This window comes from Cupriavidus sp. WS (assembly GCF_000395345.1).
Classification (GTDB): Bacteria; Pseudomonadota; Gammaproteobacteria; order Burkholderiales; family Burkholderiaceae; genus Cupriavidus; species Cupriavidus basilensis_B.
In genome coordinates, this window is sequence record NZ_AQPL01000205.1 from 11278 (window position 1) to 34885 (window position 23608).

22 protein-coding genes and 1 tRNA gene are annotated in these 23608 nt (G+C 66.2%); all 23 read left to right on the top strand.

What is annotated here, in order from left to right; genetic code table 11:
* Nucleotides 1–283 precede the first annotated feature (283 nt).
* The 23 genes from K206_RS0117140 (at nt 284) to K206_RS0117250 (ending at nt 23563) form a co-directional block, all read left to right on the top strand.
* Nucleotides 284–1531 carry a branched-chain amino acid ABC transporter substrate-binding protein gene (locus tag K206_RS0117140; protein WP_020203624.1) on the top strand — a complete coding sequence of 416 codons (1248 nt, stop codon included), beginning with the start codon at nt 284–286 and terminating at the stop codon, nt 1529–1531.
* A gap of 217 nt (nt 1532–1748) precedes the next feature.
* A complete protein-coding gene (gene rpsO, locus K206_RS0117145) occupies nt 1749–2021 on the top strand; it encodes a 30S ribosomal protein S15 (protein WP_020203625.1) in 273 nt (90 codons plus the stop codon).
* Nucleotides 2022–2457: 436 nt separating this feature from the next.
* Nucleotides 2458–4620, top strand: coding sequence for a polyribonucleotide nucleotidyltransferase (pnp, locus tag K206_RS0117150; RefSeq protein ID WP_020203626.1), 2163 nt, complete (start codon nt 2458–2460; stop codon nt 4618–4620).
* Between the two features lie 186 nt (nt 4621–4806).
* On the top strand, nt 4807–5811 hold the full coding sequence (locus tag K206_RS0117155; RefSeq protein WP_020203627.1) for an NAD(P)H-quinone oxidoreductase: 1005 nt from the start codon (nt 4807–4809) through the stop codon (nt 5809–5811).
* A gap of 112 nt (nt 5812–5923) precedes the next feature.
* Complete coding sequence (gene tpiA, locus K206_RS0117160) at nt 5924–6661, top strand: triose-phosphate isomerase (RefSeq protein WP_029043742.1); 738 nt, start codon at nt 5924–5926, stop codon at nt 6659–6661.
* Between the two features lie 46 nt (nt 6662–6707).
* A complete protein-coding gene (secG, locus tag K206_RS0117165; protein ID WP_029043743.1) occupies nt 6708–7076 on the top strand; it encodes a preprotein translocase subunit SecG in 369 nt (122 codons plus the stop codon).
* 203 nt (nt 7077–7279) lie between these two features.
* Nucleotides 7280–7364, top strand: a tRNA-Leu gene (locus tag K206_RS0117170).
* A 165-nt stretch (nt 7365–7529) separates the two neighbouring features.
* Nucleotides 7530–7889, top strand: a complete 360-nt coding sequence (locus K206_RS0117175) for an NADH-quinone oxidoreductase subunit A (protein ID WP_020203630.1) — start codon at nt 7530–7532, stop codon at nt 7887–7889.
* Nucleotides 7890–7895: 6 nt separating this feature from the next.
* Complete coding sequence (locus tag K206_RS0117180; RefSeq protein WP_020203631.1) at nt 7896–8378, top strand: NADH-quinone oxidoreductase subunit B family protein; 483 nt, start codon at nt 7896–7898, stop codon at nt 8376–8378.
* 1 nt (nt 8379) lies between these two features.
* Complete coding sequence (locus K206_RS0117185; protein WP_020203632.1) at nt 8380–8979, top strand: NADH-quinone oxidoreductase subunit C; 600 nt, start codon at nt 8380–8382, stop codon at nt 8977–8979.
* 8 nt (nt 8980–8987) lie between these two features.
* Nucleotides 8988–10241 carry an NADH-quinone oxidoreductase subunit D gene (locus tag K206_RS0117190; RefSeq protein WP_020203633.1) on the top strand — a complete coding sequence of 418 codons (1254 nt, stop codon included), beginning with the start codon at nt 8988–8990 and terminating at the stop codon, nt 10239–10241.
* Between the two features lie 203 nt (nt 10242–10444).
* Nucleotides 10445–10945, top strand: a complete 501-nt coding sequence (nuoE, locus tag K206_RS0117195; RefSeq protein ID WP_020203634.1) for an NADH-quinone oxidoreductase subunit NuoE — start codon at nt 10445–10447, stop codon at nt 10943–10945.
* A 1-nt stretch (nt 10946) separates the two neighbouring features.
* The gene (gene nuoF / locus K206_RS0117200) at nt 10947–12242 is read left to right on the top strand and encodes an NADH-quinone oxidoreductase subunit NuoF (protein ID WP_020203635.1); all 1296 of its coding nucleotides are present in this window, start codon (nt 10947–10949) and stop codon (nt 12240–12242) included.
* A gap of 12 nt (nt 12243–12254) precedes the next feature.
* A complete protein-coding gene (gene nuoG, locus K206_RS0117205) occupies nt 12255–14630 on the top strand; it encodes an NADH-quinone oxidoreductase subunit NuoG (protein WP_020203636.1) in 2376 nt (791 codons plus the stop codon).
* 18 nt (nt 14631–14648) lie between these two features.
* A complete protein-coding gene (gene nuoH, locus K206_RS0117210; protein WP_020203637.1) occupies nt 14649–15713 on the top strand; it encodes an NADH-quinone oxidoreductase subunit NuoH in 1065 nt (354 codons plus the stop codon).
* Between the two features lie 65 nt (nt 15714–15778).
* Complete coding sequence (gene nuoI, locus K206_RS0117215; RefSeq protein ID WP_020203638.1) at nt 15779–16270, top strand: NADH-quinone oxidoreductase subunit NuoI; 492 nt, start codon at nt 15779–15781, stop codon at nt 16268–16270.
* A gap of 166 nt (nt 16271–16436) precedes the next feature.
* Complete coding sequence (locus tag K206_RS0117220) at nt 16437–17072, top strand: NADH-quinone oxidoreductase subunit J (RefSeq protein WP_020203639.1); 636 nt, start codon at nt 16437–16439, stop codon at nt 17070–17072.
* 16 nt (nt 17073–17088) lie between these two features.
* On the top strand, nt 17089–17394 hold the full coding sequence (gene nuoK, locus K206_RS0117225; protein WP_006156828.1) for an NADH-quinone oxidoreductase subunit NuoK: 306 nt from the start codon (nt 17089–17091) through the stop codon (nt 17392–17394).
* Between the two features lie 59 nt (nt 17395–17453).
* Entirely contained in the window at nt 17454–19568 is a 2115-nt protein-coding gene (gene nuoL, locus K206_RS0117230) for an NADH-quinone oxidoreductase subunit L (RefSeq protein WP_020203641.1), read from the top strand.
* 13 nt (nt 19569–19581) lie between these two features.
* Nucleotides 19582–21048 (top strand): NADH-quinone oxidoreductase subunit M, encoded by a 1467-nt coding sequence (locus K206_RS0117235; protein ID WP_029043744.1) that lies wholly within the window; start codon nt 19582–19584, stop codon nt 21046–21048.
* Nucleotides 21049–21066: 18 nt separating this feature from the next.
* The gene (nuoN, locus tag K206_RS0117240) at nt 21067–22542 is read left to right on the top strand and encodes an NADH-quinone oxidoreductase subunit NuoN (protein ID WP_029043745.1); all 1476 of its coding nucleotides are present in this window, start codon (nt 21067–21069) and stop codon (nt 22540–22542) included.
* 19 nt (nt 22543–22561) lie between these two features.
* On the top strand, nt 22562–22870 hold the full coding sequence (locus K206_RS0117245; RefSeq protein ID WP_020203644.1) for a DUF2818 family protein: 309 nt from the start codon (nt 22562–22564) through the stop codon (nt 22868–22870).
* Nucleotides 22871–22933: 63 nt separating this feature from the next.
* Complete coding sequence (locus K206_RS0117250) at nt 22934–23563, top strand: NUDIX domain-containing protein (RefSeq protein ID WP_052165897.1); 630 nt, start codon at nt 22934–22936, stop codon at nt 23561–23563.
* Nucleotides 23564–23608 lie beyond the last annotated feature (45 nt).

Here is a 23608-nt window from a genome sequence, read left to right on the forward strand (position 1 = left end):
GAACCGGCCCGCCCGTTTCCCACGAGGACGCTGGCGGGCGTTTTGCGTTTCGTTTGGGCTTTCTTTTGCGCTTCCTTCGCGCTGTCTTTGCGCTGTCTTTGCGGCTTCTCGCGCGCAATGCGCGGGCTTCAGCGGCGCCGTCATCCGGCGCGCATCCCGTGGCAACGGGCGTCATGGTGCCGCCTTCGCGGCGCCGCGCTTTCTGTCGGGCGAGGGCCGCCGCGGTTTGCCTCGGCCCGCGTCCGTGGCTTACCATGCATCGCTTTCGACGGGAGGGCTCTCGATGTGGAGTAGACGATGGCTGGCCGGCTGCCTGCTGGCGCTGGCCGCCGCGGGCGCGGGCGCGCAGGAGCCGATCCGGCTGGGCATGATCGAAGGGTTGTCCGGTCCGTTCGCCAACGCCGGCGACGCGGTGGTGCGCAACCTGCGCATCGCCGTGGAGCGCGTCAATGCGCGCGGTGGCGTGAAGACCGCGCAGGGCGCGCGCCCGTTCGAGCTGGTCACGCTCGACAGCAAGGGCAACGTCGACGAGAGCCTGATGCAGTTCCGCGCGCTGACCGACCGCCACATGCCGTTCGTCCTGCAGGGCAACAGCTCGGCGGTGGCCGCCGCGCTGGTCGGCGCGGTCAACCGCCACAACCAGCGCCAGCCCGACGCGCGCGTGCTGTTCCTCAATTACTCGGCGGTCGACCCGGCGCTGACCAACGAGAACTGCAGCTTCTGGCACTTCCGCTTCGACGCCAGCGCCGACATGCGCATGCAGGCGCTGACCGAGGTCATCCGCGCCGACGCGGGCGTGCGCCGCGTCTATCTGATCGACCAGGACTACAGCTTCGGCCACCAGGTGGCGCGCTCGGCGCGCGAGATGCTGGCCGCCAAGCGCCCCGACCTGCGCATCGTCGGCGACGAATTCCACCCGATCGGCAAGATCAAGGATTTCGCGCCGTACATCGCCAAGATCAAGGCCAGCGGCGCGGACGCCGTCATCACCGGCAACTGGGGCAACGACCTGACGCTGATGGTCAAGGCCGCGCGCGAAGGCGGCCTGAACGCCAGGTTCTACACCTTCTACGGCAACGGCCTGGGCGCGCCCGCGGCGATGGGCGACGCTGGGGTGGGGCGGGTGCTGGCGGTGGCCGAATGGCACCCGAACGTGGGCGGCGCCGCCTCGGATGCGTTCTACCGGGCCTTCCGCGCGCGCTACCCCGAGCCGCGCGACGACTACGTCCACCTGCGCATGCAGATGATGGTCGAGATGCTGGCGCGCGCGATCGAGCGGGCCGGCTCGACCGACGCCGTCAAGGTGGCGCACGCGCTGGAGGACATGCGCTACGTCAACGACTTCCACGAGGCCACCATCCGCGCCAGCGACCACCAGGTGCTGCAGCCGCTCTACGTGTCGGTGATGGAGAAGCAGGGCGGGGAGGTGCGCTTCGACAACGAGGGCTCGGGCTACGGCTTCCGCACGGTCAGGAAACTGAAGGCAGCGCAGACCACATTGCCGACGACGTGCCAGATGGAGCGGTTCTGAGGGATTTGCTGGCAAGCGCGGCCGGATTTCCGCTATAATCGCCGGCTGTCACGGCCAAACCGGGGTCATCCACGGGGCGGGCGGCGGCAAATATGCCTGAAAAGCAACGCAAGCATCGCAAACCAGCAGCACAAGCAATGCAAAAGGGCAATGCAAAAGGCACGACGCAGGCGGCGCATTCCGCGCTGTAGCGTTCGCAAGTGAAAAGGAAATCATCATGGCAGCAGCCGAAACCAGCAGCAAGACCGACATCATCAAGCAGTTCGCACGCGCAACCAACGACACCGGCAGCCCCGAAGTCCAGGTCGCCCTGCTGACCAACCGCATCAACGAACTGACCCCCCACTTCAAGGCCAACATGAAGGATCACCACAGCCGCCGCGGCCTGCTGCGCATGGTGAGCCGTCGTCGCCGCCTGCTGGACTACCTCAAGGCCAACGATGCCGACCGCTATCGTTCGCTGATCGAGAAGCTGGGCCTGCGCAAGTAAGCACCCCAGGATCGTCCGGATGGCAGCGCGAATGGATGCACTGCACGCCTTCGCGTGAAGCCATGAATGCCTGCGTCAGCGCTGCTGATGCAGGCATTTTGTTTTTGCGGGCCGACGCCCGCGACGCTGCCGGGTGGCGCGATGTCCGTTGTGACTTCGGTTCCACCCGGCAGCGCCAGGCGCCACCGCCTGGCGCCCGTTGCGCCAAGACGTGCAACGGAGTAAGTTAGTCCGTTCTTTAGCTTTTTTTTCACACCGGAGTCGGGCAAGGAAGCGGGGCTTTGTGTCATTCCAGCGTGGTATCCGCGGTCGCGGGTATCCCGCTGGAATGGCATAGCACTTCCCTGTGACCGCGACCGACGCGCATCCGGCGGTTCGCCCGCGGCTGCTAACGCGGGCATTGCACAAGCGTGCAAGCACGAACAAAGGAACGCTCATGACCATGTTCAATAAAGTCGTCAAGGAATTCCAGTGGGGCCAGCACACGGTGCGCCTGGAAACCGGCGAAATCGCCCGCCAGGCTGGCGGCGCCGTGATCGTCGACGTGGAAGACACCGTGGTGCTGGCCACCGTGGTGGCCGCCAAGTCGCCCAAGGCCGGCCAGGACTTCTTCCCGCTGACCGTCGACTACATCGAGAAGACCTACGCCGCCGGCAAGATCCCCGGCGGTTTCTTCAAGCGTGAAGGCCGTCCGTCGGAAAACGAGACGCTGACCTCGCGCCTGATCGACCGTCCGCTGCGCCCGCTGTTCCCGGAAGGCTTCTACAACGACGTGCAGGTGGTGATCCACGTGCTGTCGCTGAACCCGGAAGTGCCGGCCGACATCCCCGCGCTGATCGGCGCCTCGGCCGCGCTGGCGGTGTCGGGCATCCCGTTCAGCGGCCCCGTGGGCGCGGCCCGCGTCGGCTACAAGGACGGCCAGTACCTGCTCAACCCGACCCGCGCGCAGATCGCCGCGTCGGAGCTCGACCTGGTCGTGGCCGGCACCGAGCGCGCCGTGCTGATGGTGGAGTCGGAAGCCAACCAGTTGTCGGAAGACGTGATGCTGGGCGCCGTGGTCTATGGCCACGAGCAGATGCAGACCGCCATCAACGCCATCCATGACCTGGTGCGCGACGGCGGCAAGCCCGAGTGGGACTGGGCGCCGGCGCCGAAGAACGAAGCGCTGATCGCCAGGATCGGCGAGATCGCGCTGCCGCTGCTGCAGGACGCCTACCAGCTGCGCCAGAAGTCCGCGCGCAGCCAGAAGCTCAAGGAAGTCTACGCCGCCGTGACGGCCCAACTGGCCGAAGCCGGCGTGGAAGCCGACAAGGTCGAAGTGGGCAACGTGCTGTTCGACATCGAAGCGAAGATCGTGCGCAGCCAGGTGCTGTCGGGCGAGCCGCGCATCGACGGCCGCGACACCCGCACGGTGCGCCCGATCGAGATCCGCTCGTCGGTGCTGCCGCGCGCGCACGGCTCGGCCATCTTCACCCGCGGCGAGACGCAGGCGCTGGTGGTGGCCACGCTGGGCACCAAGGGCGACGAGCAGATCATCGACGCGCTGGCCGGCGAATACCGCGACCGCTTCATGCTCCACTACAACATGCCTCCGTTCGCCACCGGCGAGACTGGCCGCGTGGGCAGCCCGAAGCGCCGTGAAATCGGCCACGGCCGCCTGGCCAAGCGCGCGCTGATCCCGGTGCTGCCGAAGGACGACGAGTTCGCCTACACCATCCGCCTGGTCTCCGAGATCACCGAATCGAACGGCTCGTCGTCGATGGCCTCGGTGTGCGGCGGCTGCCTGGCGCTGATGGACGCCGGCGTTCCGGTCAAGGCGCACGTCGCCGGCGTGGCGATGGGCCTGATCCTGGAAGGCAACAAGTTCGCCGTGCTGACCGACATCCTCGGCGACGAGGACCACCTCGGCGACATGGACTTCAAGGTGGCGGGCACCGACGCCGGCATCACCGCGCTGCAGATGGACATCAAGGTCCAGGGCATCACCAAGGAGATCATGCAGGTCGCGCTGGCGCAGGCCAAGGAAGGCCGCCTGCATATCCTGGGCAAGATGCAGGACGCGATGGGCCACGCGCGCACCGAGCTGTCGGAGCACGCGCCGCGCATGATCACCATGAAGATCCATCCGGACAAGATCCGCGAAGTGATCGGCAAGGGCGGCTCGACCATCCAGGCGCTGACCAAGGAAACCGGCACCACCATCGACATCCAGGAAGACGGCACCATCACCATCGCCTCGACCTCGACCGAAGGCATGGCCGAAGCCAAGCGCCGCATCGAAGGTATCACCGCGGAAGCCGAAGTGGGCAAGATCTACGCCGGCACCGTGCTCAAGCTGCTGGACTTCGGCGCGATCGTCAACATCCTGCCGGGCAAGGATGGCCTGCTGCATATCTCCGAGATCGTCAACGAGCGCGTCAAGGACATCAAGGACTGGCTCAAGGAAGGCCAGCAGGTTCGCGTCAAGCTGATCCAGGCCGACGAGAAGGGCCGCCTGCGCCTGTCCCTGAAGGCCGCGCTGGCCGAAGAGGGCGGCAGCATCAGCCCGATCGTCAACAGCGACGCGCCGGCGAACCCGTCGGCGGAACAGCAGCAGTAAGCTGCCCCGCGCGGTACCCGTAGCAGGAAAAACGGCTGGCGATGTCCAGCCGTTTTTTTGTTTACACTGCGCGAGTCCCGGCCCGGCGCCGTGGCGCGCCTCCAGGGGCCGCGCCGCCGCCGGGCCCCCCGATACCGACCCCAGCCATGCGCGCACGCCGCCGCATGCGCAATGCAAGGAGAAGACATGCAAGCCATCGAAATCCGCGAATACGGCGCCCCCGAGGTCCTGCAACTGACGCAGCGCCCCGATCCCGAGGTCCGCGCGGGCGAGATCCTGATCCGCGTGAGCGCCGCCGGCGTCAACCGCCCCGACGTGTTCCAGCGCACCGGCAACTACCCGGTGCCGCCGGGCGCGTCCGACCTGCCCGGCCTGGAAGTGGCGGGCGTGGTGGCTGGCGGCGACCTCGCGCATGCCGACAACCGCTTCGGCCTCAAGCTCGGCGACCGCGTGTGCGCGCTGGTGCAGGGCGGCGGCTACGCCGAACTGTGCGCGGCGCCAGCGGCGCAGTGCCTGCCGGTGCCGGCGGGCTTGTCGGACGTCGAGGCGGCGGCCCTGCCCGAGACCTTCTTCACGGTGTGGAGCAACGTGTTCGACCGCGGCTACCTCGGGCGCGGCCCGCTCGGCAAGGACGAGACCCTGCTGATCCAGGGCGGCTCGAGCGGCATCGGCACCACCGCGATCCAGATCGCCAAGGCGCTCGGCCACAAGGTCTTCGTGACCGCCGGCAGCATCGAGAAATGTCGCGCCTGCGAGGCGCTCGGCGCCGATCGCGCCATCAACTACAAGACCGAGGACTTCGTCGCCGAGGTCAAGGCGCTGACCGGCGGGCGCGGCGCCGACGTCATCCTCGACATGGTGGCCGGCCCCTACCTCGCGCGCGAGCTGGCCTGCGTGGCCGACGACGGCCGCATCGTCATCATCGCGCTGCTGGGCGGCGCCAAGGCCGAGATCCCGCTGGCCGACATCCTGCGCCGGCGCATCACCGTGACCGGCTCGACGCTGCGCCCGCGCCCGGTGGCGTTCAAGGGCGAGATCGCGCAGGCGCTGCACCGGCACGTGTGGCCGCTGCTGGCCGCCGGCAAGATCAAGCCGGTGATCCACCAGACCTTCCCGGCGGCGCAGGCCGCCGACGCGCACCGCCTGATGGAGTCCAGCGAGCACATCGGCAAGATCGTGCTGACCTGGTAAGGGACGGCGGGGCAGGGCGCGGGGCGCTTCCCGGGGCCGGTCCAGGGCCGCTCTGGTGGCGTAGGGCCCGCGCCCGCGCTACAATAGCGGGTTTTATCGAGAGAGGCGCTCCGTGAGACAAAAGCTCGTCATCGGCAACTGGAAGATGCACGGCAGCCTGGCCGCCAACGCGGCCCTGCTGGCAGGTATCAAGGCCGCACCGGCCAGCGCCCGCCTGGCGGTGTGCGCGCCGTTCCCGTACCTGGCGCAGTGCCAGTCGCTGCTGGCCGGCACGGCCGTGGCGTGGGGCGCGCAGGACGTCTCGGCCGAGGTGCGCGGCGCGTTCACCGGCGAGGTGGCGGCTTCGATGCTGGCCGAATTCGGCGTTTCCTACGTCCTGGTCGGGCATTCGGAGCGCCGCGGCTATCATGGCGAGACCGATGCCGTGGTGGCCGCCAAGGCGGTGCGCGCGCTCGAGTCCGGCATCGTGCCGGTGGTATGCGTGGGCGAGACCCTGGCGCAGCGCGAGGCGGGCGAGACCGAGGCGGTGGTCGGCCGCCAGCTCGACGCCGTGCTGGCGGCGCTGTCGGCCGAGCAGCTCGCGCGCGTCGTGCTGGCCTACGAGCCGGTCTGGGCGATCGGCACCGGCAAGACCGCCAGCAGCGCGCAGGCCCAGGCCGTGCACGCATTCCTGCGCGGCCGCGTGGCGGCGCGCGACGCCGGCGTGGCGGCCGGCATGGCCATGTTGTACGGCGGCAGCGTCAAGCCGGACAACGCGGCAGAACTGTTTTCCATGCCCGACATCGACGGGGGCCTCATCGGAGGCGCCGCGCTGAAGTCGGACGATTTCCTCGCGATCGGCAACGCCTGAATGCCGGCCGCTCACATGGTCTGATCAGGCAAGCGAATCGAACCAAATGGCAATTTTCAAAACTTTGTTGGTAGTGGCGCAGGTACTGTCCGCGCTTGGCGTGATCGGCCTGGTGCTGCTGCAGCATGGCAAGGGCGCGGACGTCGGCGCGGCGTTCGGCTCGGGCGCCTCGGGCAGCCTGTTCGGCGCCACCGGCTCGGCCAACTTCCTGTCGCGCACCACGGCCGTGCTGGCGTCGCTGTTCTTCATCTGCACGCTGAGCCTGACGCTGATGGGCAACTACCGTCCCACTGCCTCGCTGGGCGTGATGGGCGCCGCTCCGCAGTCGGCGCCGGCCCCTGCCGCGGCGGCTTCGGCCCCCGCTGCGCCGACCGTGGCAGCCTCCGGCGCAGCCGCGCCCGCAGTACCGAAATAATCAAGCGGCCTTGCGACGGATTCTTGAAGATTTTTGTAGTTGTGCGTTGAACAAAACAAGAATTTTGGGTTAGAATGCAAGGCTTGAAACGATCCCCCAGCGACGGGGCTCCAGCCAGGATCAAGGTATCCCAGCCAGAGTTCCGAAGGGTGTAAAAACCCTGGGCCCCAAGGCCAGCGCCAGGCAATATTGTTTCTCCCCCAGCCGACGTGGTGAAATTGGTAGACACGCTATCTTGAGGGGGTAGTGGCGAAAGCTGTGCGAGTTCGAGTCTCGCCGTCGGCACCAAACAACTTGATCGGGGCGTGGAGTCCGGAGAGCATCCCGGCTTCGTGCCCCGGCCAGTCCGCAAGGCGGCGTCGTAATTTCTACGGAATGGCGCTTGGGGTGGGCAACAGGTCGCCGCTAGCTGCTGGTGCTGTTGACAACATTCCAGATAAGGCTGGCCGTACCTTGAATCTCGAAGCCTACTTCCCCGTCCTCATCTTCATCATCTTCGGTGTCGTGCTCGGCGTGGCATTGATGTCGATCGGCCGGATCCTCGGCCCCAACAAACCCGACCCCGCGAAGCTCTCTCCCTACGAGTGCGGCTTCGAAGCGTTCGAGGACGCGCGCATGAAGTTCGACGTGCGCTACTACCTCATCGCTATCCTGTTCATCCTGTTCGATCTCGAAACTGCCTTCCTTTTCCCGTGGGGTGTAGCCCTGCGCGAGATCGGCTGGCCGGGATTCTTCTCCATGGGCGTGTTTCTGCTGGAATTCATCGTGGGCTTCGTCTACATCTGGAAAAAAGGCGCGCTCGATTGGGAGTGATGTGAAATGGCAATCGAAGGCGTTCTCAATGAAGGCTTCGTCACGACTACCGCTGACAAGCTGATCAACTGGACCCGCACCGGGTCGCTCTGGCCGATGACCTTCGGCCTGGCCTGCTGTGCCGTGGAAATGATGCATGCCGGCGCGGCACGCTACGACCTGGACCGCTTCGGCGTGGTGTTCCGCCCGTCGCCGCGCCAGTCCGACGTGATGATCGTGGCCGGCACGCTGTGCAACAAGATGGCCCCCGCGCTGCGCAAGGTCTACGACCAGATGGCGGAGCCGCGCTGGGTGATCTCGATGGGGTCGTGCGCGAATGGCGGCGGCTACTATCACTACTCGTATTCCGTGGTGCGCGGCTGCGACCGCATCGTGCCGGTGGATATCTACGTGCCGGGCTGCCCGCCGACGGCCGAAGCGCTGATCTACGGCGTCATCCAGCTGCAGAACAAGATCCGCCGCACCAATACCATCGCGCGCAAGGGCTGACATGGCGAACCTCGATACCCTGAAGGCCGCGCTCGAAAAGACATTGGGCAAGCGTATCCAGAAACTCGTCGAGGCGGTAGGGGAGCTAACCCTGATCGTCAAGGCCGACGACTACCTGGAAACCGCGCTGATGCTGCGCGACGATCCCTCGCTGCGCTTCGAGCAGTTGCTCGACGTGGCCGGCGTCGATTACTCCGCGTACGGCGACGGTGCCTGGGACGGCCCCCGTTTCGCCGCGGTGACGCACCTGCTGTCGATCACCCATAACTGGCGCCTGCGCGTGCGCGTGTTCGCGCCCGACGACGACGTGCCCGTGGTGCCGTCGCTGAACGACGTCTGGAACTCGGCCAACTGGTTCGAGCGCGAAGCGTTCGACTTCTTCGGCATCGTATTCGAAGGCCATAACGACCTGCGCCGCCTGCTGACCGACTACGGTTTCGTCGGCCACCCGTTCCGCAAGGACTTCCCGGTGTCGGGCTTCGTCGAAATGCGCTACGACCCCGAGCAGAAGCGGGTGATCTATCAACCCGTGACCATCGAGCCGCGTGAAATCACGCCGCGCGTGATCCGGGAAGAGAACTACGGCGGCTTGCAGCACTGAGAAGCGCAATGGCAGACATCAAGAACTACACCCTGAACTTCGGCCCGCAGCACCCGGCGGCACACGGCGTGCTGCGCCTCGTGCTCGAGCTCGACGGCGAAGTGATCCAGCGCGCCGACCCGCACATCGGCCTGCTGCACCGTGCCACCGAGAAGCTGGCGGAGCAGAAGACCTGGATCCAGAGCGTGCCGTACATGGACCGCCTCGACTACGTGTCGATGATGGTCAACGAGCATGCCTACGTGATGGCGATCGAGAAGCTGCTCGACGTCGACGTGCCCATCCGCGCGCAGTACATCCGCGTGATGTTCGACGAGATCACGCGCCTGCTGAACCACCTGATGTGGATCGGCGCGCATGCGCTCGACGTGGGCGCGATGGCCGTCTTCCTGTACGCGTTCCGCGAACGCGAAGACATGTTCGACATGTACGAGGCGGTGTCGGGCGCGCGCATGCACGCGGCCTACTACCGTCCGGGCGGCGTGTACCGCGACCTGCCCGACACGATGCCGCAATACAAGGCGTCGAAGATCCACAACGAGCGCGCCATCAAGGCCATGAACGAAGCGCGTTCGGGCTCGCTGCTGGACTTCATCGAGGACTTCACCAACCGCTTCCCGAAGTACGTCGACGAATACGAGACGCTGCTCACCGACAACCGGATCTGGAAGCAGCGCCTGGTCGGCATCGGCGTGGTGAGCCCCGAGCGCGCGCTGCAGATGGGCTTCACCGGTCCGATGCTGCGCGGCTCCGGCATCGAGTGGGACCTGCGCAAGAAGCAGCCCTACGAGGTGTACGACCGCATGGACTTCCAGGTGCCGGTGGGCGTGGGCGGCGACTGCTACGCACGCTACCTGGTGCGCGTGGAAGAGATGCGCCAGTCCAACCACATCATCAGGCAGTGCATCGACTGGCTGCGCCGCAACCCGGGCCCGGTGATGAGCGACAACCACAAGGTGACGCCGCCGGCGCGCGTGGACATGAAGTCGAACATGGAAGAGCTGATCCACCATTTCAAGCTCTTCACCGAAGGTATCCACGTGCCCGAAGGCGAAGCCTACGCGGCGGTGGAGCACCCGAAGGGCGAGTTCGGCATCTACGCGATCTCCGACGGCGCGAACAAGCCGTACCGCCTGAAGATCCGGGCGCCGGGCTTTGCCCATCTGGCAGCCCTCGACGAAATGGCCAAGGGCCACATGATTGCAGACGCGGTAACGATCATCGGCACGCAGGACATCGTCTTCGGCGAGATCGACCGCTAACAGGAGCCGCCGGCCCCGGACGACGATCCGGGCGCCCCTGGCCGGAATCCGGGCAAGGCCCGCGTCCGGCCACGGGAAACCTGCGGTGGGCCAGGCATGCTCCGACATGCGGGCCGCAACGGCAGCGACGGCTGCAAACCTGCGCAATGCGCGCCACGTGGCGGGCATGAACGCAAATGACTCGGCGTATTACAGCAACGACCATGCTATCAGCAGAAGCTCTCAAGGAAATCGATCGCGCGATCGCCAAGTATCCGGCTGACCAGAAGCAGTCGGCCGTGATGGCGGCGCTGGCCGTGGCACAGGGCGAAGTGGGCTGGGTCTCTCCGGAAGTCATGCAGTTCGTCGCCAGCTACCTCGACATGCCCCCGGTGTGGGTCGAGGAAGTCGCGACCTTCTACAACATGTACGACACCAAGCCGGTCGGCAAGTACAAGCTGACGGTCTGCACCAACCTGCCCTGCGCCCTGTCGGGCGGCGAGCGGGCCGGCGAGTATCTCAAGCGCAAGCTCGGCATCGACTACAACGAAACCACTCCGTGCGGCACCTTCACGCTCAAGGAAGGCGAATGCATGGGCGCCTGCGGCGACGCGCCGGTGATGATCGTCAACAACACCCGCATGTGCAGCTTCATGAGCGACGCCAAGCTCGATGCGCTGGTCGACGAGCTCAAGGCCACCGAAGCCGCCAAGGGGGACAAGTAACATGACCTCTCTGCACGACCGCCACATCAAGCCGCTGATCCTGGCCGGCCTCGACGGCAGCAACTGGCACCTCGAAGACTACGTCAAGCGCGGCGGCTACCAGCAGCTGCGGCGCATCCTGACCGAGAAGGTCACGCCCGAGCAGGTGATCGCGGACGTCAAGGCCTCGGGCCTGCGCGGGCGCGGCGGCGCGGGCTTCCCCACCGGCCTGAAGTGGAGCTTCATGCCGCGCCAGTTCCCGGGCCAGAAGTACCTGGTCTGCAATACCGACGAGGGCGAGCCCGGCACCTTCAAGGACCGCGACATCATCCGCTACAACCCGCACGCGCTGATCGAAGGCATGGCCATCGGCGCGTACGCGATGGGCATCACCGTGGGCTACAACTACATCCACGGCGAGATCTGGAACGAATACCGGATCTTCGAGCAGGCGCTCGAGGAAGCGCGCGCGGCGGGTTTCCTGGGCGACGACATCCTGGGCTCGGGCTTCAACTTCCAGCTGCATGCCCACCACGGCTACGGCGCCTACATCTGCGGCGAGGAAACCGCGCTGCTCGAATCGCTGGAAGGCAAGAAAGGCCAGCCGCGCTTCAAGCCGCCGTTCCCGGCCAGCTTCGGCCTGTACGGCAAGCCGACCACCATCAACAACACCGAGACCTTCGCCGCGGTGCCGTTCCTGCTGGGCGTCGGCCCGGACAACTACCTGAAGATGGGCAAGCCGAACAACGGCGGCACCAAGATCTTCTCGGTGTCCGGCGACGTCGAGCGCCCCGGCAACTACGAGATCCCGCTGGGCACGCCGTTCTCGGCGCTGCTGGAGCTCGCCGGCGGCATGCGTGGCGGCAAGCGCATCAAGGCGGTGATCCCGGGCGGCTCGTCCGCGCCGGTGGTGCCGGGCGATTTGATGATGGCGTCCGACATGGACTACGACTCGATCTCCAAGGCCGGCTCGATGCTGGGCTCGGGCGCGGTGATCGTGATGGACGAGACGCGCTGCATGGTCCGCTCGCTGCTGCGCCTGTCGTACTTTTACTTCGAAGAATCGTGCGGCCAGTGCACGCCGTGCCGCGAAGGCACGGGCTGGCTCTACCGCATGGTGAATCGCATCGAACACGGGGAAGGGCGCCAGGAAGACCTGGACCTGCTCAATAACGTCGCTGAAAACATCATGGGCCGCACCATCTGCGCGCTCGGTGATGCGGCAGCGATGCCGGTCCGCGGCATGCTCAAGCACTACTGGAAAGAGTTCGAGTATCACGTCGAACACAAGCAGTGCATGGTTCCGGCCTACATCTAAGCGTGGCAGAACATGGTTGAACTCGAGATCGACGGCAAGAAGGTTGAGGTTGCTGAAGGCAGCCTGGTGATGGAAGCGGCCCGCAAGCTGGGCACCTACATCCCGCACTTCTGCTACCACCGCAAATTGTCCATCGCGGCCAACTGCCGCATGTGCCTGGTCGAGGTCGAAAAGGCGCCCAAGGCGCTGCCGGCCTGCGCCACTCCCGTCACCCCGGGCATGAAGGTCTTCACCAATTCGGAGAAGGCGGTCAAGGCCCAGAAGTCGGTGATGGAATTCCTGCTGATCAACCACCCGCTGGACTGCCCGATCTGCGATCAGGGCGGCGAGTGCCAATTGCAGGATCTGGCGGTCGGCTACGGCGGCTCGGAATCGCGCTACAAGGAAGAGAAGCGCGTGGTGTTCCACAAGAGCGTGGGCCCGCTGATCTCGATGGAAGAGATGACGCGCTGCATCCACTGCACCCGCTGCGTGCGCTTCGGCCAGGAAGTGGCCGGCGTGATGGAGCTGGGCATGCTCAACCGCGGCGAGCACTCGGAAATCACCACGTTCGTGGGCCAGACGGTCGACTCCGAGCTGTCGGGCAACATGATCGACCTGTGCCCGGTCGGCGCGCTGACCAGCAAGCCGTTCCGCTACTCGGCCCGCACCTGGGAACTGGCGCGCCGCAAGTCGGTGTCGCCGCATGACGGCCTCGGCGCCAACCTCGTGGTGCAGACCAAGAACCAGCGCGTGATGCGCGTGCTGCCGCTGGAAAACGAAGACGTCAACGAGTGCTGGCTGTCCGACAAGGACCGCTTCTCGTACGAAGGCCTGAACAGCGCCGACCGTCTCACCAAGCCGCTGCTCAAGCAGGGCGGCGAGTGGATGGAAACCGACTGGCAGACCGCGCTGGAATACGTGGCCAACGGCCTGGCCGGCATCAAGCGCGAGCACGGCGCCGACCAGATCGCCGCGCTGGCCAGCCCGCACAGCACGCTGGAGGAACTCCACCTGCTGGGCAAGCTGGTGCGCGGCCTGGGCAGCGACAACATCGACTTCCGCCAGCGCCAGACCGATTTCTCGGCCGCCGTGAAGGGCGCGCCGTGGCTGGGCCTGCCGATCGCCGAAGTCTCCGCGCTGCAGCGCGTGCTGGTGATCGGCTCGGCCCTGCGCAAGGACCACCCGCTGCTGGCCGCGCGTCTGCGCCAGGCCGGCAAGAAGGGCGCCCGCGTGGCCGTGCTCGGCGCCAACGCCGACGACCTGCTGATGCCGCTGGCCGCCCGCATCGACGCGGCGCCGTCCGCCTGGGCCGCGGCCCTGGCCGGCGTGGCCCGCGCGGTGGCCGCCGCCAAGGGCGTGGCCGCACCGGCCGGCACCGACGGCTTCGACGGTGACGACAAGGCCAGGCTGATCGCCGACGCGCTGCTGTCGGGCGAGCGCCGCGCCGTGTTCCTCGGCAACGAGGCCGTGCGCCATCCGCAGTTCGCCACGCTGCACGCGCTGGCGCAGTGGATCGCCACCGAGACCGGCGCCACGCTGGGCTTCCTGACCGAAGCCGCCAACACCGTGGGCGGCCACATCGCCGGCGCGCTGCCGCAGAACGGCGGCGCCAACGCGCAGGCCATGTTCGCCACCCCGCGCCGCGCCTACGTGCTGCTCAACGCCGAACCCGAGTTCGACGCCGCCAACCCGCGCCAGGCCCTGGCCGCGCTGGGCCAGGCCGGCACCGTGGTGGTGCTGTCGCCGTTCCGCTCGGAAGCCGCGCTGCAATACGCCGACGTGATCCTGCCGGTGACGCCGTACACCGAGACCGCCGGCACCTTCGTCAACTGCGAAGGCCTGCCGCAGAGCTTCAACGGCGTGGTGCGCGCGCTCGGCGACGCGCGCCCGGCCTGGAAGGTCCTGCGCGTGCTGGGCAACCTGCTCGACGTGCCGGGCTTCGACTACGAGACCGCCGAGAACGTGCGCGACGACGTGCTGGCCAAGCCGGTCGCGGCGCAGCTGAGCAACGCCACCGACGCCGCCATCCGCGTGAGCGCGGCCGCCGGCGGCATCGAGCGCGTCGCCGACGTGCCGATCTACCACGCCGACCCGATCGTGCGCCGCGCCGACTCGCTGCAACTGACCGCCGCCGCGCGCCGCGCCATGCAGGCCGGCCTGTCGGCCGACCTGTTCGCCGCGCTCGGCGTGCAGGCCGGCGACCCGGTGCGCGTGACGCAGGGGCAGGGCAGCGTGGTGCTGCCGGCGGCGCTGGAAGCGGCGCTGCCCGCCGGCACCGTGCGCGTATCCGCGGGCACCGTCGCCGCGGCCAGCCTGGACGCCACGTCGGGCACCGTCACCGTTGAGAAAGCCATCGACCTGGCCAGCGCCGCGAAGGGCGCGGCCGAGCCGGCGGCCACGGCATAAGAAGAGCGAGAAAGAAACATGATCGACTGGATTACCTCGCAAGGGCAGAATCTCTTCGGCGGCGCCTGGACGCCGCTGTGGATCCTGATTCGCGCCGTGCTCATCGTGGTGCCGCTGCTGCTGTGCGTGGCCTACCTGATCCTGTGGGAGCGCAAGCTGATCGGCTGGATGCATGTGCGTATCGGCCCGAACCGGGTCGGCCCGCTCGGCCTGCTGCAGCCGATCGCCGACGTGCTCAAGCTGCTGCTCAAGGAAGTCATGATGCCGACGCAGGTCAGCCGGGGCATGTACCTGGTTGCCCCGCTGATGGTGCTGATGCCCGCCGTGGCGGTCTGGGCGGTGATCCCGTTCCAGGCCGAGGCTGTGATGGCCAACGTCAACGCCGGCCTGCTGTACGTGATGGCGATCAGCTCGGTCGGCGTGTACGGCGTGATCCTGGCCGGCTGGGCCTCGAACTCCAAGTACGCCTTCATCGGCGCCATGCGCGCCGCGGCGCAGATGGTGTCGTACGAAATCGCGATGGGCTTCGCCCTGGTGACGGTGCTGATGGTGTCGGGCAGCCTGAACCTGTCGGCCATCGTCAACACGCAGAACACCGGCTACTTCGCCGGCCTGGGCATCAACATCCTGTCCTGGAACTGGCTGCCGCTGCTGCCGATGTTCGGTGTCTACTTCATCTCCGGCGTGGCCGAGACCAACCGCCACCCGTTCGACGTGGTGGAAGGCGAATCGGAAATCGTGGCCGGCCACATGATCGAATATTCGGGCATGGCCTTCGCGCTGTTCTTCCTGGCCGAGTACATCAACATGATCATCATCTCGACGATGACCGCGCTGATGTTCCTGGGAGGCTGGGCGCCGCCGTTCTCGAGCTTCATCACCAATGCGATCCCGGGCTTCTTCTGGCTGCTGTTCAAGGTCTTCCTGCTGCTGTCGGTCTTCATCTGGCTGCGCGCGTCGTTCCCGCGCTACCGCTACGACCAGATCATGCGCCTGGGCTGGAAGGTCTTCATCCCGCTTACGGTGGGCTGGCTGATCATCGTCGCGATCTGGATCCGGTCGCCTTGGAATATCTGGCATTGAACGGCCAGGGCAGGTGCGCCGCCGCCCCCGGCGGTGCCCTGCGGAATCATTAGGAAGCAATCGTCATGCTGCTCGCCATCAAGGACTTCTTCAACAGCCTGCTCCTGAAGGAACTCTTCAAGGGCATGGCTCTGACCGGGCGCTATCTCTTCGCCCGCAAGGTCACGGTCCAGTTTCCCGAAGAGAAGACGCCGATCTCGCCGCGTTTCCGCGGCCTGCACGCGCTGCGCCGCTACCCCAACGGCGAAGAGCGCTGCATCGCCTGCAAGCTGTGCGAGGCGGTCTGCCCGGCGATGGCCATCACCATCGAGTCCGACGCGCGCGCCGACGGCACCCGCCGCACCACGCGCTACGACATCGACCTGACCAAGTGCATCTTCTGCGGCTTCTGCGAAGAGGCCTGCCCGGTCGACGCCATCGTCGAGACGCACATCCTCGAGTACCACGGCGAGAAGCGCGGCGACCTGTATTTCACCAAGGATCTGCTGCTGGCCGTGGGCGACCGCTACGAACCGCAGATCGCCGCGGCCAAGGCCGCGGACGCCAAGTACCGCTGAGCATCGCCCAAGGCGGAGCATTACAGGGCGTGCCGGCCGAATCTGGCCGGCGCTGCCAACGAACAAGTGAATCCGGCCCCGCTGGGGCCGACGAAAAGGATGCCGCAAGGGCAGGCCGCCGGAGGCGGCTTGTGCCGGAAGGCTCAAAGAGGATCCGACAGGAACCATGGAACTGACGACCACCATCTTCTACGTCTTTGCGCTGGTGCTGGTGCTCTCCGCACTGAAAGTCATCACCGCGAAGAACCCCGTGCACTCCGCACTGTTCCTCGTGCTGTCGTTCTTCACGGCCGCCGCGATCTGGATGCTGCTGAAGGCCGAATTCCTCGCCATCCTGCTGGTGCTGGTGTACGTGGGCGCCGTGATGGTGCTGTTCCTGTTCGTGGTGATGATGATCGACATCGACATCGAGCACCTGCGACGGGACTTCTGGACCTACGTGCCGCTGGCCTCGGTGGTCGGCGCGCTGATCATCGCCGAGATGGCCACCGTGCTGGTGCGCAACTTCATCGGCACCACCACGCCGCTGAACAACGTGGCGCAGGGCCCGGGCTACTCGAACACCGGCGCGCTCGGCAAGCTGATCTACACCGATTACATCTACGCCTTCGAAGTGGCCGGCATCATCCTGCTGGTGGCGATCATCGCCGCCGTCGCGCTGACGCTGCGCCGCCGCAAGGACAACAAGGCGCAGGACGTGGGCGAGCAGCTGCGCACCCGCCGCGAGGATCGCGTGCGCCTGGTCTCGATGCCCGCGGAAGCCAAGGCGCAGGACGCCGCCGCTGCCGCCAACAAGAACTGAAGCCCGGAGACACGCTGTGCTATCTCTCGCCCATTTCCTCGTGCTCGGTGCGATCCTCTTCGCCATCAGCATCGTTGGTATCTTCCTGAACCGCAAGAATGTGATCGTGCTGCTGATGGCGATCGAGTTGATGCTGCTCGCGGTCAACATGAACTTCGTCGCCTTCTCGCATTACCTCGGCGACCTGGCCGGTCAGGTTTTCGTTTTCTTCATCCTCACGGTGGCCGCGGCCGAGTCGGCAATCGGTCTGGCAATCCTGGTCGTGCTGTTCCGCAACCTGGACACGATCAACGTGGACGACATGGACACCCTCAAGGGCTGATCCGCATCGCCACGCCATGAATCAAGACTGTAATCCGACCGCACACCACTAAGCGTCCTATGGCAACCACGCTCGACCCCAACCTGCTACTGGCGATCCCGCTCGCACCGCTAGCCGGTGCAGCCATCGCCGGCCTGTTCGGCACCAAGTTCTTCAGCACGTTCTCCTCGGAGACGCGCGCCGGCCGCACGCTGGCCCACACCGTGACCATCCTCGGCGTGGCGATCTCCTGCCTGCTGTCGATCATCGTGCTGCTGGATGTGCTGAACGGCGCGAGCTTCAACGCCACGGTGTACGAGTGGATGACGATCGGCAGCCTCAAGATGGAAGTCGGCTTCCTGGTCGACTCGCTCACCGCGATGATGATGGTGGTGGTGACCTTCGTCTCGCTGATGGTGCACATCTACACCGTCGGCTACATGGCGGAAGACCCCGGCTACAACCGCTTCTTCGCCTACATCTCGCTGTTCACCTTCTCGATGCTCATGCTGGTCATGAGCAACAACTTCCTGCAGCTGTTCTTCGGCTGGGAAGCGGTGGGCCTGGTGTCGTACCTGCTGATCGGCTTCTGGTACACCCGGCCGACGGCGATCTTCGCCAACCTGAAGGCCTTCCTGGTCAACCGCGTCGGCGACTTCGGCTTCATCCTCGGCATCGGCCTGCTGCTGGCCTACAGCGGCAGCATGAACTACACCGACGTGTTCGCCGCGCGCGACCAGCTCGCCACGATCCTGTTCCCGGGCACCGACTGGATGATGATCACGGTGGCCTGCATCTGCCTGTTCATCGGCGCGATGGGCAAGTCGGCCCAGTTCCCGCTGCACGTGTGGCTGCCGGACTCGATGGAAGGCCCGACCCCGATCTCCGCGCTGATCCACGCCGCCACGATGGTGACGGCCGGCATCTTCATGGTCGCGCGCATGTCGCCGCTGTTCGAGCTGTCCGACACCGCGCTGTCCTTCGTGCTGGTGATCGGCGCGATCACCGCGCTGTTCATGGGCTTCCTGGGCATCATCCAGAACGACATCAAGCGCGTGGTGGCGTACTCCACGCTGTCGCAGCTCGGCTACATGACCGTGGCGCTGGGCGCGTCGGCCTACTCGGTGGCGGTGTTCCACCTGATGACCCACGCCTTCTTCAAGGCGCTGCTGTTCCTCGCGGCCGGCTCGGTCATCATCGGCATGCACCATGACCAGGACATCCGCAACATGGGCGGCCTGCGCAAGTACATGCCGATCACCTGGATCACCTCGCTGGTCGGTTCGCTGGCGCTGATCGGCACGCCGTTCTTCGCGGGCTTCTACTCCAAGGACTCGATCATCGAGGCGGTGGCGGAATCGCACATCGCCGGTTCGGGCTTCGCCTACTTCGCGGTGCTGGCCGGCGTGTTCGTCACGGCGTTCTACTCGTTCCGCATGTACTTCCTGGTGTTCCACGGCGAAGAGCGCTTCGGCAAGGCGCACGACGCGCACCACGCCCACGCGCACGGCCACGATGACCACGAGGAAGAGGAAGCCGGCCACGACGAGCACCATCACGGCCTGGCCCCGGGCCAGAAGCCGCACGAGTCGCCGTGGGTGGTGACGCTGCCGCTGGTCATGCTGGCCATCCCCTCGGTGGTGGTCGGCGCGTTCGCCATCGGCCCGATGCTGTTCGGCGACTTCTTCAAGAACGGCGTGGCCTTCAAGAACGTGATCTACGTCGGCGAGAACCATCATGCGATGGAGGAGCTGGCCGAAGCCTTCCACGGCTGGGTGGCGATGGGCCTGCACTCGCTGACCACGCCGGTGCTGTGGCTGGCCATCGCGGGCGTGGTGCTGTCGTGGTTCTTCTACATGAAGCGCCCGGACATCCCCGCCGCGATCAAGCAACGCTGCTCGGGCCTGTACACGCTGCTCGACAACAAGTACTACATGGACGCCATCAACGAGGCCGTGTTCGCGCGCGGCGCGCGCCTGCTGGGCACCGGCCTGTGGAAGGGCGGCGACCAGGGCCTGATCGACGGCCTGGTGGTCAACGGCGCGGCCCGCGTGGTGGGATGGTTCGCATCGGTCAGCCGCTACCTGCAGTCCGGCTACATCTACCACTACGCATTCGCCATGATCCTGGGCATGCTGGTGCTGCTGTCGCTGACGGTGTTCGGCACCTCGTTCGCCACGGTGGGCGCCAAGTAAGGAAAACAAGAAAATGGTTCTGTCTTTCGCTATCTGGCTGCCTATCTTCTTTGGCTTGCTAGTCCTTGCCTCCGGGTCTGACCGCAGTCGCTGCTACGTGCGCTGGATGGCGCTGTTCGGCTCGGTCGTCAGCTTCGTCGCCACGTTGCCCCTGGTCTTCCACTTCGACCGCTCCACGGCTGCCATGCAGTTCGTCGAGAAGTCGGCCTGGATCGAGCGCTTCAGCATCAACTACCACCTCGGCGTCGACGGCATCTCGATGTGGTTCGTGGTGCTGACGGCCTTCATCACGGTGATCGTGGTGATCTCGGCCTGGGAAGTGATCACCGAGCGCGTGGCCGAGTACATGGCCGCGTTCCTGATCCTGTCCGGCCTGATGGTCGGCGTGTTCAGCGCGCTCAACGGCATGCTGTTCTACGTGTTCTTCGAAGCCACCCTGATCCCGATGTACATCATCATCGGCGTGTGGGGCGGCCCGAACCGCGTGTACGCGGCCTTCAAGTTCTTCCTCTACACGCTGCTCGGCTCGCTGCTGACGCTGGTCGCGCTGCTGTACCTGTACAGCAAGACCGGCACCTTCGACATCCTCGAATGGCACCAGGCCAGGCTGTCGATGAACGAGCAGATCGGCCTGTTCATCGCCTTCTTCCTGGCCTTCGCGGTCAAGGTGCCGATGTGGCCGGTGCACACCTGGCTGCCCGACGCCCACGTGGAGGCGCCGACCGGCGGCTCGGTGGTGCTGGCCGCCATCATGCTGAAGCTGGGCGCCTACGGCTTCCTGCGGTTCTCGCTGCCGATCGCGCCCGACGCGAGCCACAGCCTGGCGGGGTTTATCATCGCCATCTCGCTGATCGCGGTGATCTACATCGGCCTGGTGGCGCTGGTGCAGGCCGACATGAAGAAGCTGGTGGCGTATTCGTCGATCGCCCACATGGGTTTCGTCACGCTCGGCTTCTTCATCTTCAACGAGATCGGCCTGGAAGGCGGCATCGTGCAGATGATCTCGCACGGCTTCGTCTCGGGCGCCATGTTCCTGTGCATCGGCGTGCTGTATGACCGCATGCACTCGCGCCAGATCGCCGACTACGGCGGCGTGGTGAACACCATGCCGAAGTTCGCCGCGCTGTCGGTGTTCTTCGCGATGGCCAACTGCGGCCTGCCGGCCACCTCGGGTTTCGTCGGCGAGTTCATGGTCATCCTGGGCGCGGTCAAGTTCAATTTCTGGATCGGCCTGCTGGCGGCCACCGCGCTGATCCTGGGCGCCGCCTATTCGCTGTGGATGGTCAAGCGCGTGATCTTCGGCGACGTGGTGAACAAGCACGTCGCCGAGCTGATCGACCTGAACAAGCGCGAGTTCTTCATGCTCGGCCTGCTGGCGATCATGACCCTGTACATGGGCCTGTATCCGAAACCCTTCACCGACGTCATGCACGCTTCCGTGGTGAACCTGCTGTCGCACGTGGCGCAGTCGAAGCTGTAATCGGGAAGAGAAACAAACATGCAACCGTCCTCGACACTGGCACCTGTGGCGCCAATCATCTTCCTGGCGATCTCGATTGCCGCGGTCAACTGGATCGACTTGGCGCGCGGGCGCAAGCGCACCAGCCTGGCCTATCCGCTGTCGCTGCTGATCACGCTGGTGCTGACCTTCTGGTTCGGCCTCAACGCCGCCGCCGGCGACACCCACTACGCGTTCTCCAACCTGGTGGTGGTGGATCCGATGGCCAACGTGCTGTCGGCGTTCTGCTCGGCCGCGCTGTTCATCACGCTGGTCTACACGCGCGGCTACCTGGCCCAGCGCGACATGTACAACGGCGAGTTCTACATGCTCGCGCTGTTCACGCTCGGCGGCCAGATCGTCATGATCACCGGCAACAACTTCCTGACCCTGTACCTGGGCCTGGAACTGCTGTCGCTGGCGTCCTACGCGCTGGTGGCCCTGCGCCGCGACAACCGCGTGACCTCCGAATCGGCCATCAAGTACTTCGTGCTCGGCGCGCTGGCCTCGGGCTTCCTGCTGTACGGCATGTCGATGCTGTACGGCGCCACCGGCTCGCTGAACCTCGGCGAAGTGTTCCGCGTGGTCGAGTCGGGCCGCGTCAACACCACCATGCTGGCCTTCGGCGTGGTCTTCATCGTGTCCGGCATCGCCTTCAAGATGGGCGCGGCGCCGTTCCACATGTGGATCCCGGACATCTATCAGGGCTCGCCGACCGCGGTGACGCTGCTGATCGCCGGCGCGCCGAAGCTGGCCGCGTTCGCGATGGCGCTGCGCCTGCTGGTCGAAGGCCTGCTGCCGCTGGCGGTGGACTGGCAGCTGATGCTGGTCGTGCTGGCCGTGGCCTCGCTGGCGATCGGCAACCTGACCGCCATCGTGCAGACCAACCTCAAGCGGATGCTGGCGTACTCCACCATCTCGCACATGGGCTTCCTGCTGCTGGGCATGCTGTCCGGCGTGGCCGGCGGCAGCGCCGAGGGCGCCGCCGGCGCCTACGGCGCGTCGATGTTCTACGCCGCGACCTACGTGCTGACCACGCTGGGCACCTTCGGCATCGTGCTGCTGCGCGCCGGCAAGGACTTCGAGGCCGAGACCCTGGACGACCTCAAGGGCCTGTCGCGCAAGAACCCGTGGTTCGCGCTGCTGATGCTGGTGATGATGTTCTCGCTGGCCGGCATCCCGCCGACCGTGGGTTTCTACGCCAAGCTGGCCGTGCTCGAGGCGGTGGTCAAGAGCGGCATGACCTGGCTGGCCGTGGTGGCGGTGCTGTTCTCGCTGATCGGCGCGTTCTACTACCTGCGCGTGGTCAAGCTGATGTACTTCGACGCGCCGGCCGACGAGCACAAGCTGGAATCGTCGTTCGGCCTGCGCTCGATGCTGAGCCTGAACGGCGCGCTCATCATCGGCCTGGGCCTGTTCCCGTCGGCGCTGATGAACCTGTGCTACCAGGCCATCCGCGCCACGCTGGCGTCGTGACGCAAGGCGGCGCAGGCAGATGAGTTCGTCCGCGGCAGGCTGGTTTGTCATCTTGCTGGCACTTGTGTGTGCCAACCTGCCGTTCGTCAACCAGCGGCTGTTCGCCGTGATCCCGCTGCGCTTCGCCAGGAAGCCGCTGTGGGTCCGGCTGGCCGAGTTGATCACCTGGTACGTGTGCGCCGGCCTGGCTGGCTTCGCGGTGGAGGCGGGCCTCGGCAACGCCTTCCCGCAGGGCTGGCAGTTCTACGCCATCACCGCCTGCATGATGCTGGTGTTCGCCTTCCCCGGCTTCACCTGGCAATACCTCGTCAAACATCGCGCGGCCTGAGGCCCGGGCAGTGAAGGCGCCCGGCCGGCCGTGCCCGGACCCGGAGCTTTCATGAGCGACACGATGGACACGGCCGCGGCCGATGCCGGCCACGGCGATCCCGCCGCCGGCGACGATCTCGCCCTCAGGGAAACCTGCGTGGCCTCCGCCACGCTGCACCAGGGCAAATTCCTCACGCTCAGGCAGGACATCGTCAGGCTGCCCGACGGCAAGCATGCCGGGCGCGAGTACGTGCTGCATCCCGGCGCGGTGATGATGATCCCGCTGTTCGACGACGGCACCGTGCTGATGGAGCGGCAGTTCCGCTATCCGGTCGGCGAGGTGATGCTCGAATTCCCGGCCGGCAAGCTCGACCCCGAGGAAGGCGCGTTGCGCTGCGGCGAGCGCGAGCTGCGCGAGGAAACCGGCTACAGCGCGCGGCGCTGGGACTACCTCACGCGCATCCACCCGGTCATTTCCTACTCCACCGAGTTCATCGACATCTTCCTCGCGCGCGACCTGGCCGCGGGCGAGGCCGAGCTCGACGACGGCGAATTCCTGGAAACCTTCATCGTGCCCGCGGGGCAGGTGCTGGACTGGGTGCGCGCCGGCCGCATCACCGACGTCAAGACCATCATCGGCGCGTTCTGGCTCGAGAAAGTGATCTCTGGAGCCTGGCAGCCCGGCGAACAGGCGCTGCCCGGCCCGCGCTGAGGCGCGCCGGCGCTTTCCCCGGCCACATCCGGCCATGCCCGGCGC

Excerpts from the sequence above, each read along its gene's own strand:
- K206_RS0117250 (WP_052165897.1), top strand. The coding sequence starts at position 22,934 with ATGGACACGGCCGCGGCCGATGCCGGCCACGGCGATCCCGCCGCCGGC.
- K206_RS0117155 (WP_020203627.1), top strand. The coding sequence starts at position 4,807 with ATGCAAGCCATCGAAATCCGCGAATACGGCGCCCCCGAGGTCCTGCAA.
- nuoH (WP_020203637.1), top strand. The coding sequence starts at position 14,649 with ATGATCGACTGGATTACCTCGCAAGGGCAGAATCTCTTCGGCGGCGCC.
- K206_RS0117245 (WP_020203644.1), top strand. The coding sequence starts at position 22,562 with ATGAGTTCGTCCGCGGCAGGCTGGTTTGTCATCTTGCTGGCACTTGTG.
- K206_RS0117140 (WP_020203624.1), top strand. The coding sequence starts at position 284 with ATGTGGAGTAGACGATGGCTGGCCGGCTGCCTGCTGGCGCTGGCCGCC.
- nuoF (WP_020203635.1), top strand. The coding sequence starts at position 10,947 with ATGACCTCTCTGCACGACCGCCACATCAAGCCGCTGATCCTGGCCGGC.
- nuoG (WP_020203636.1), top strand. The coding sequence starts at position 12,255 with ATGGTTGAACTCGAGATCGACGGCAAGAAGGTTGAGGTTGCTGAAGGC.
- nuoN (WP_029043745.1), top strand. The coding sequence starts at position 21,067 with ATGCAACCGTCCTCGACACTGGCACCTGTGGCGCCAATCATCTTCCTG.
- nuoI (WP_020203638.1), top strand. The coding sequence starts at position 15,779 with ATGCTGCTCGCCATCAAGGACTTCTTCAACAGCCTGCTCCTGAAGGAA.
- K206_RS0117180 (WP_020203631.1), top strand. The coding sequence starts at position 7,896 with ATGGCAATCGAAGGCGTTCTCAATGAAGGCTTCGTCACGACTACCGCT.
- nuoL (WP_020203641.1), top strand. The coding sequence starts at position 17,454 with ATGGCAACCACGCTCGACCCCAACCTGCTACTGGCGATCCCGCTCGCA.
- pnp (WP_020203626.1), top strand. The coding sequence starts at position 2,458 with ATGACCATGTTCAATAAAGTCGTCAAGGAATTCCAGTGGGGCCAGCAC.
- K206_RS0117185 (WP_020203632.1), top strand. The coding sequence starts at position 8,380 with ATGGCGAACCTCGATACCCTGAAGGCCGCGCTCGAAAAGACATTGGGC.
- nuoE (WP_020203634.1), top strand. The coding sequence starts at position 10,445 with ATGCTATCAGCAGAAGCTCTCAAGGAAATCGATCGCGCGATCGCCAAG.
- K206_RS0117220 (WP_020203639.1), top strand. The coding sequence starts at position 16,437 with ATGGAACTGACGACCACCATCTTCTACGTCTTTGCGCTGGTGCTGGTG.
- K206_RS0117190 (WP_020203633.1), top strand. The coding sequence starts at position 8,988 with ATGGCAGACATCAAGAACTACACCCTGAACTTCGGCCCGCAGCACCCG.
- rpsO (WP_020203625.1), top strand. The coding sequence starts at position 1,749 with ATGGCAGCAGCCGAAACCAGCAGCAAGACCGACATCATCAAGCAGTTC.
- secG (WP_029043743.1), top strand. The coding sequence starts at position 6,708 with ATGGCAATTTTCAAAACTTTGTTGGTAGTGGCGCAGGTACTGTCCGCG.
- K206_RS0117235 (WP_029043744.1), top strand. The coding sequence starts at position 19,582 with ATGGTTCTGTCTTTCGCTATCTGGCTGCCTATCTTCTTTGGCTTGCTA.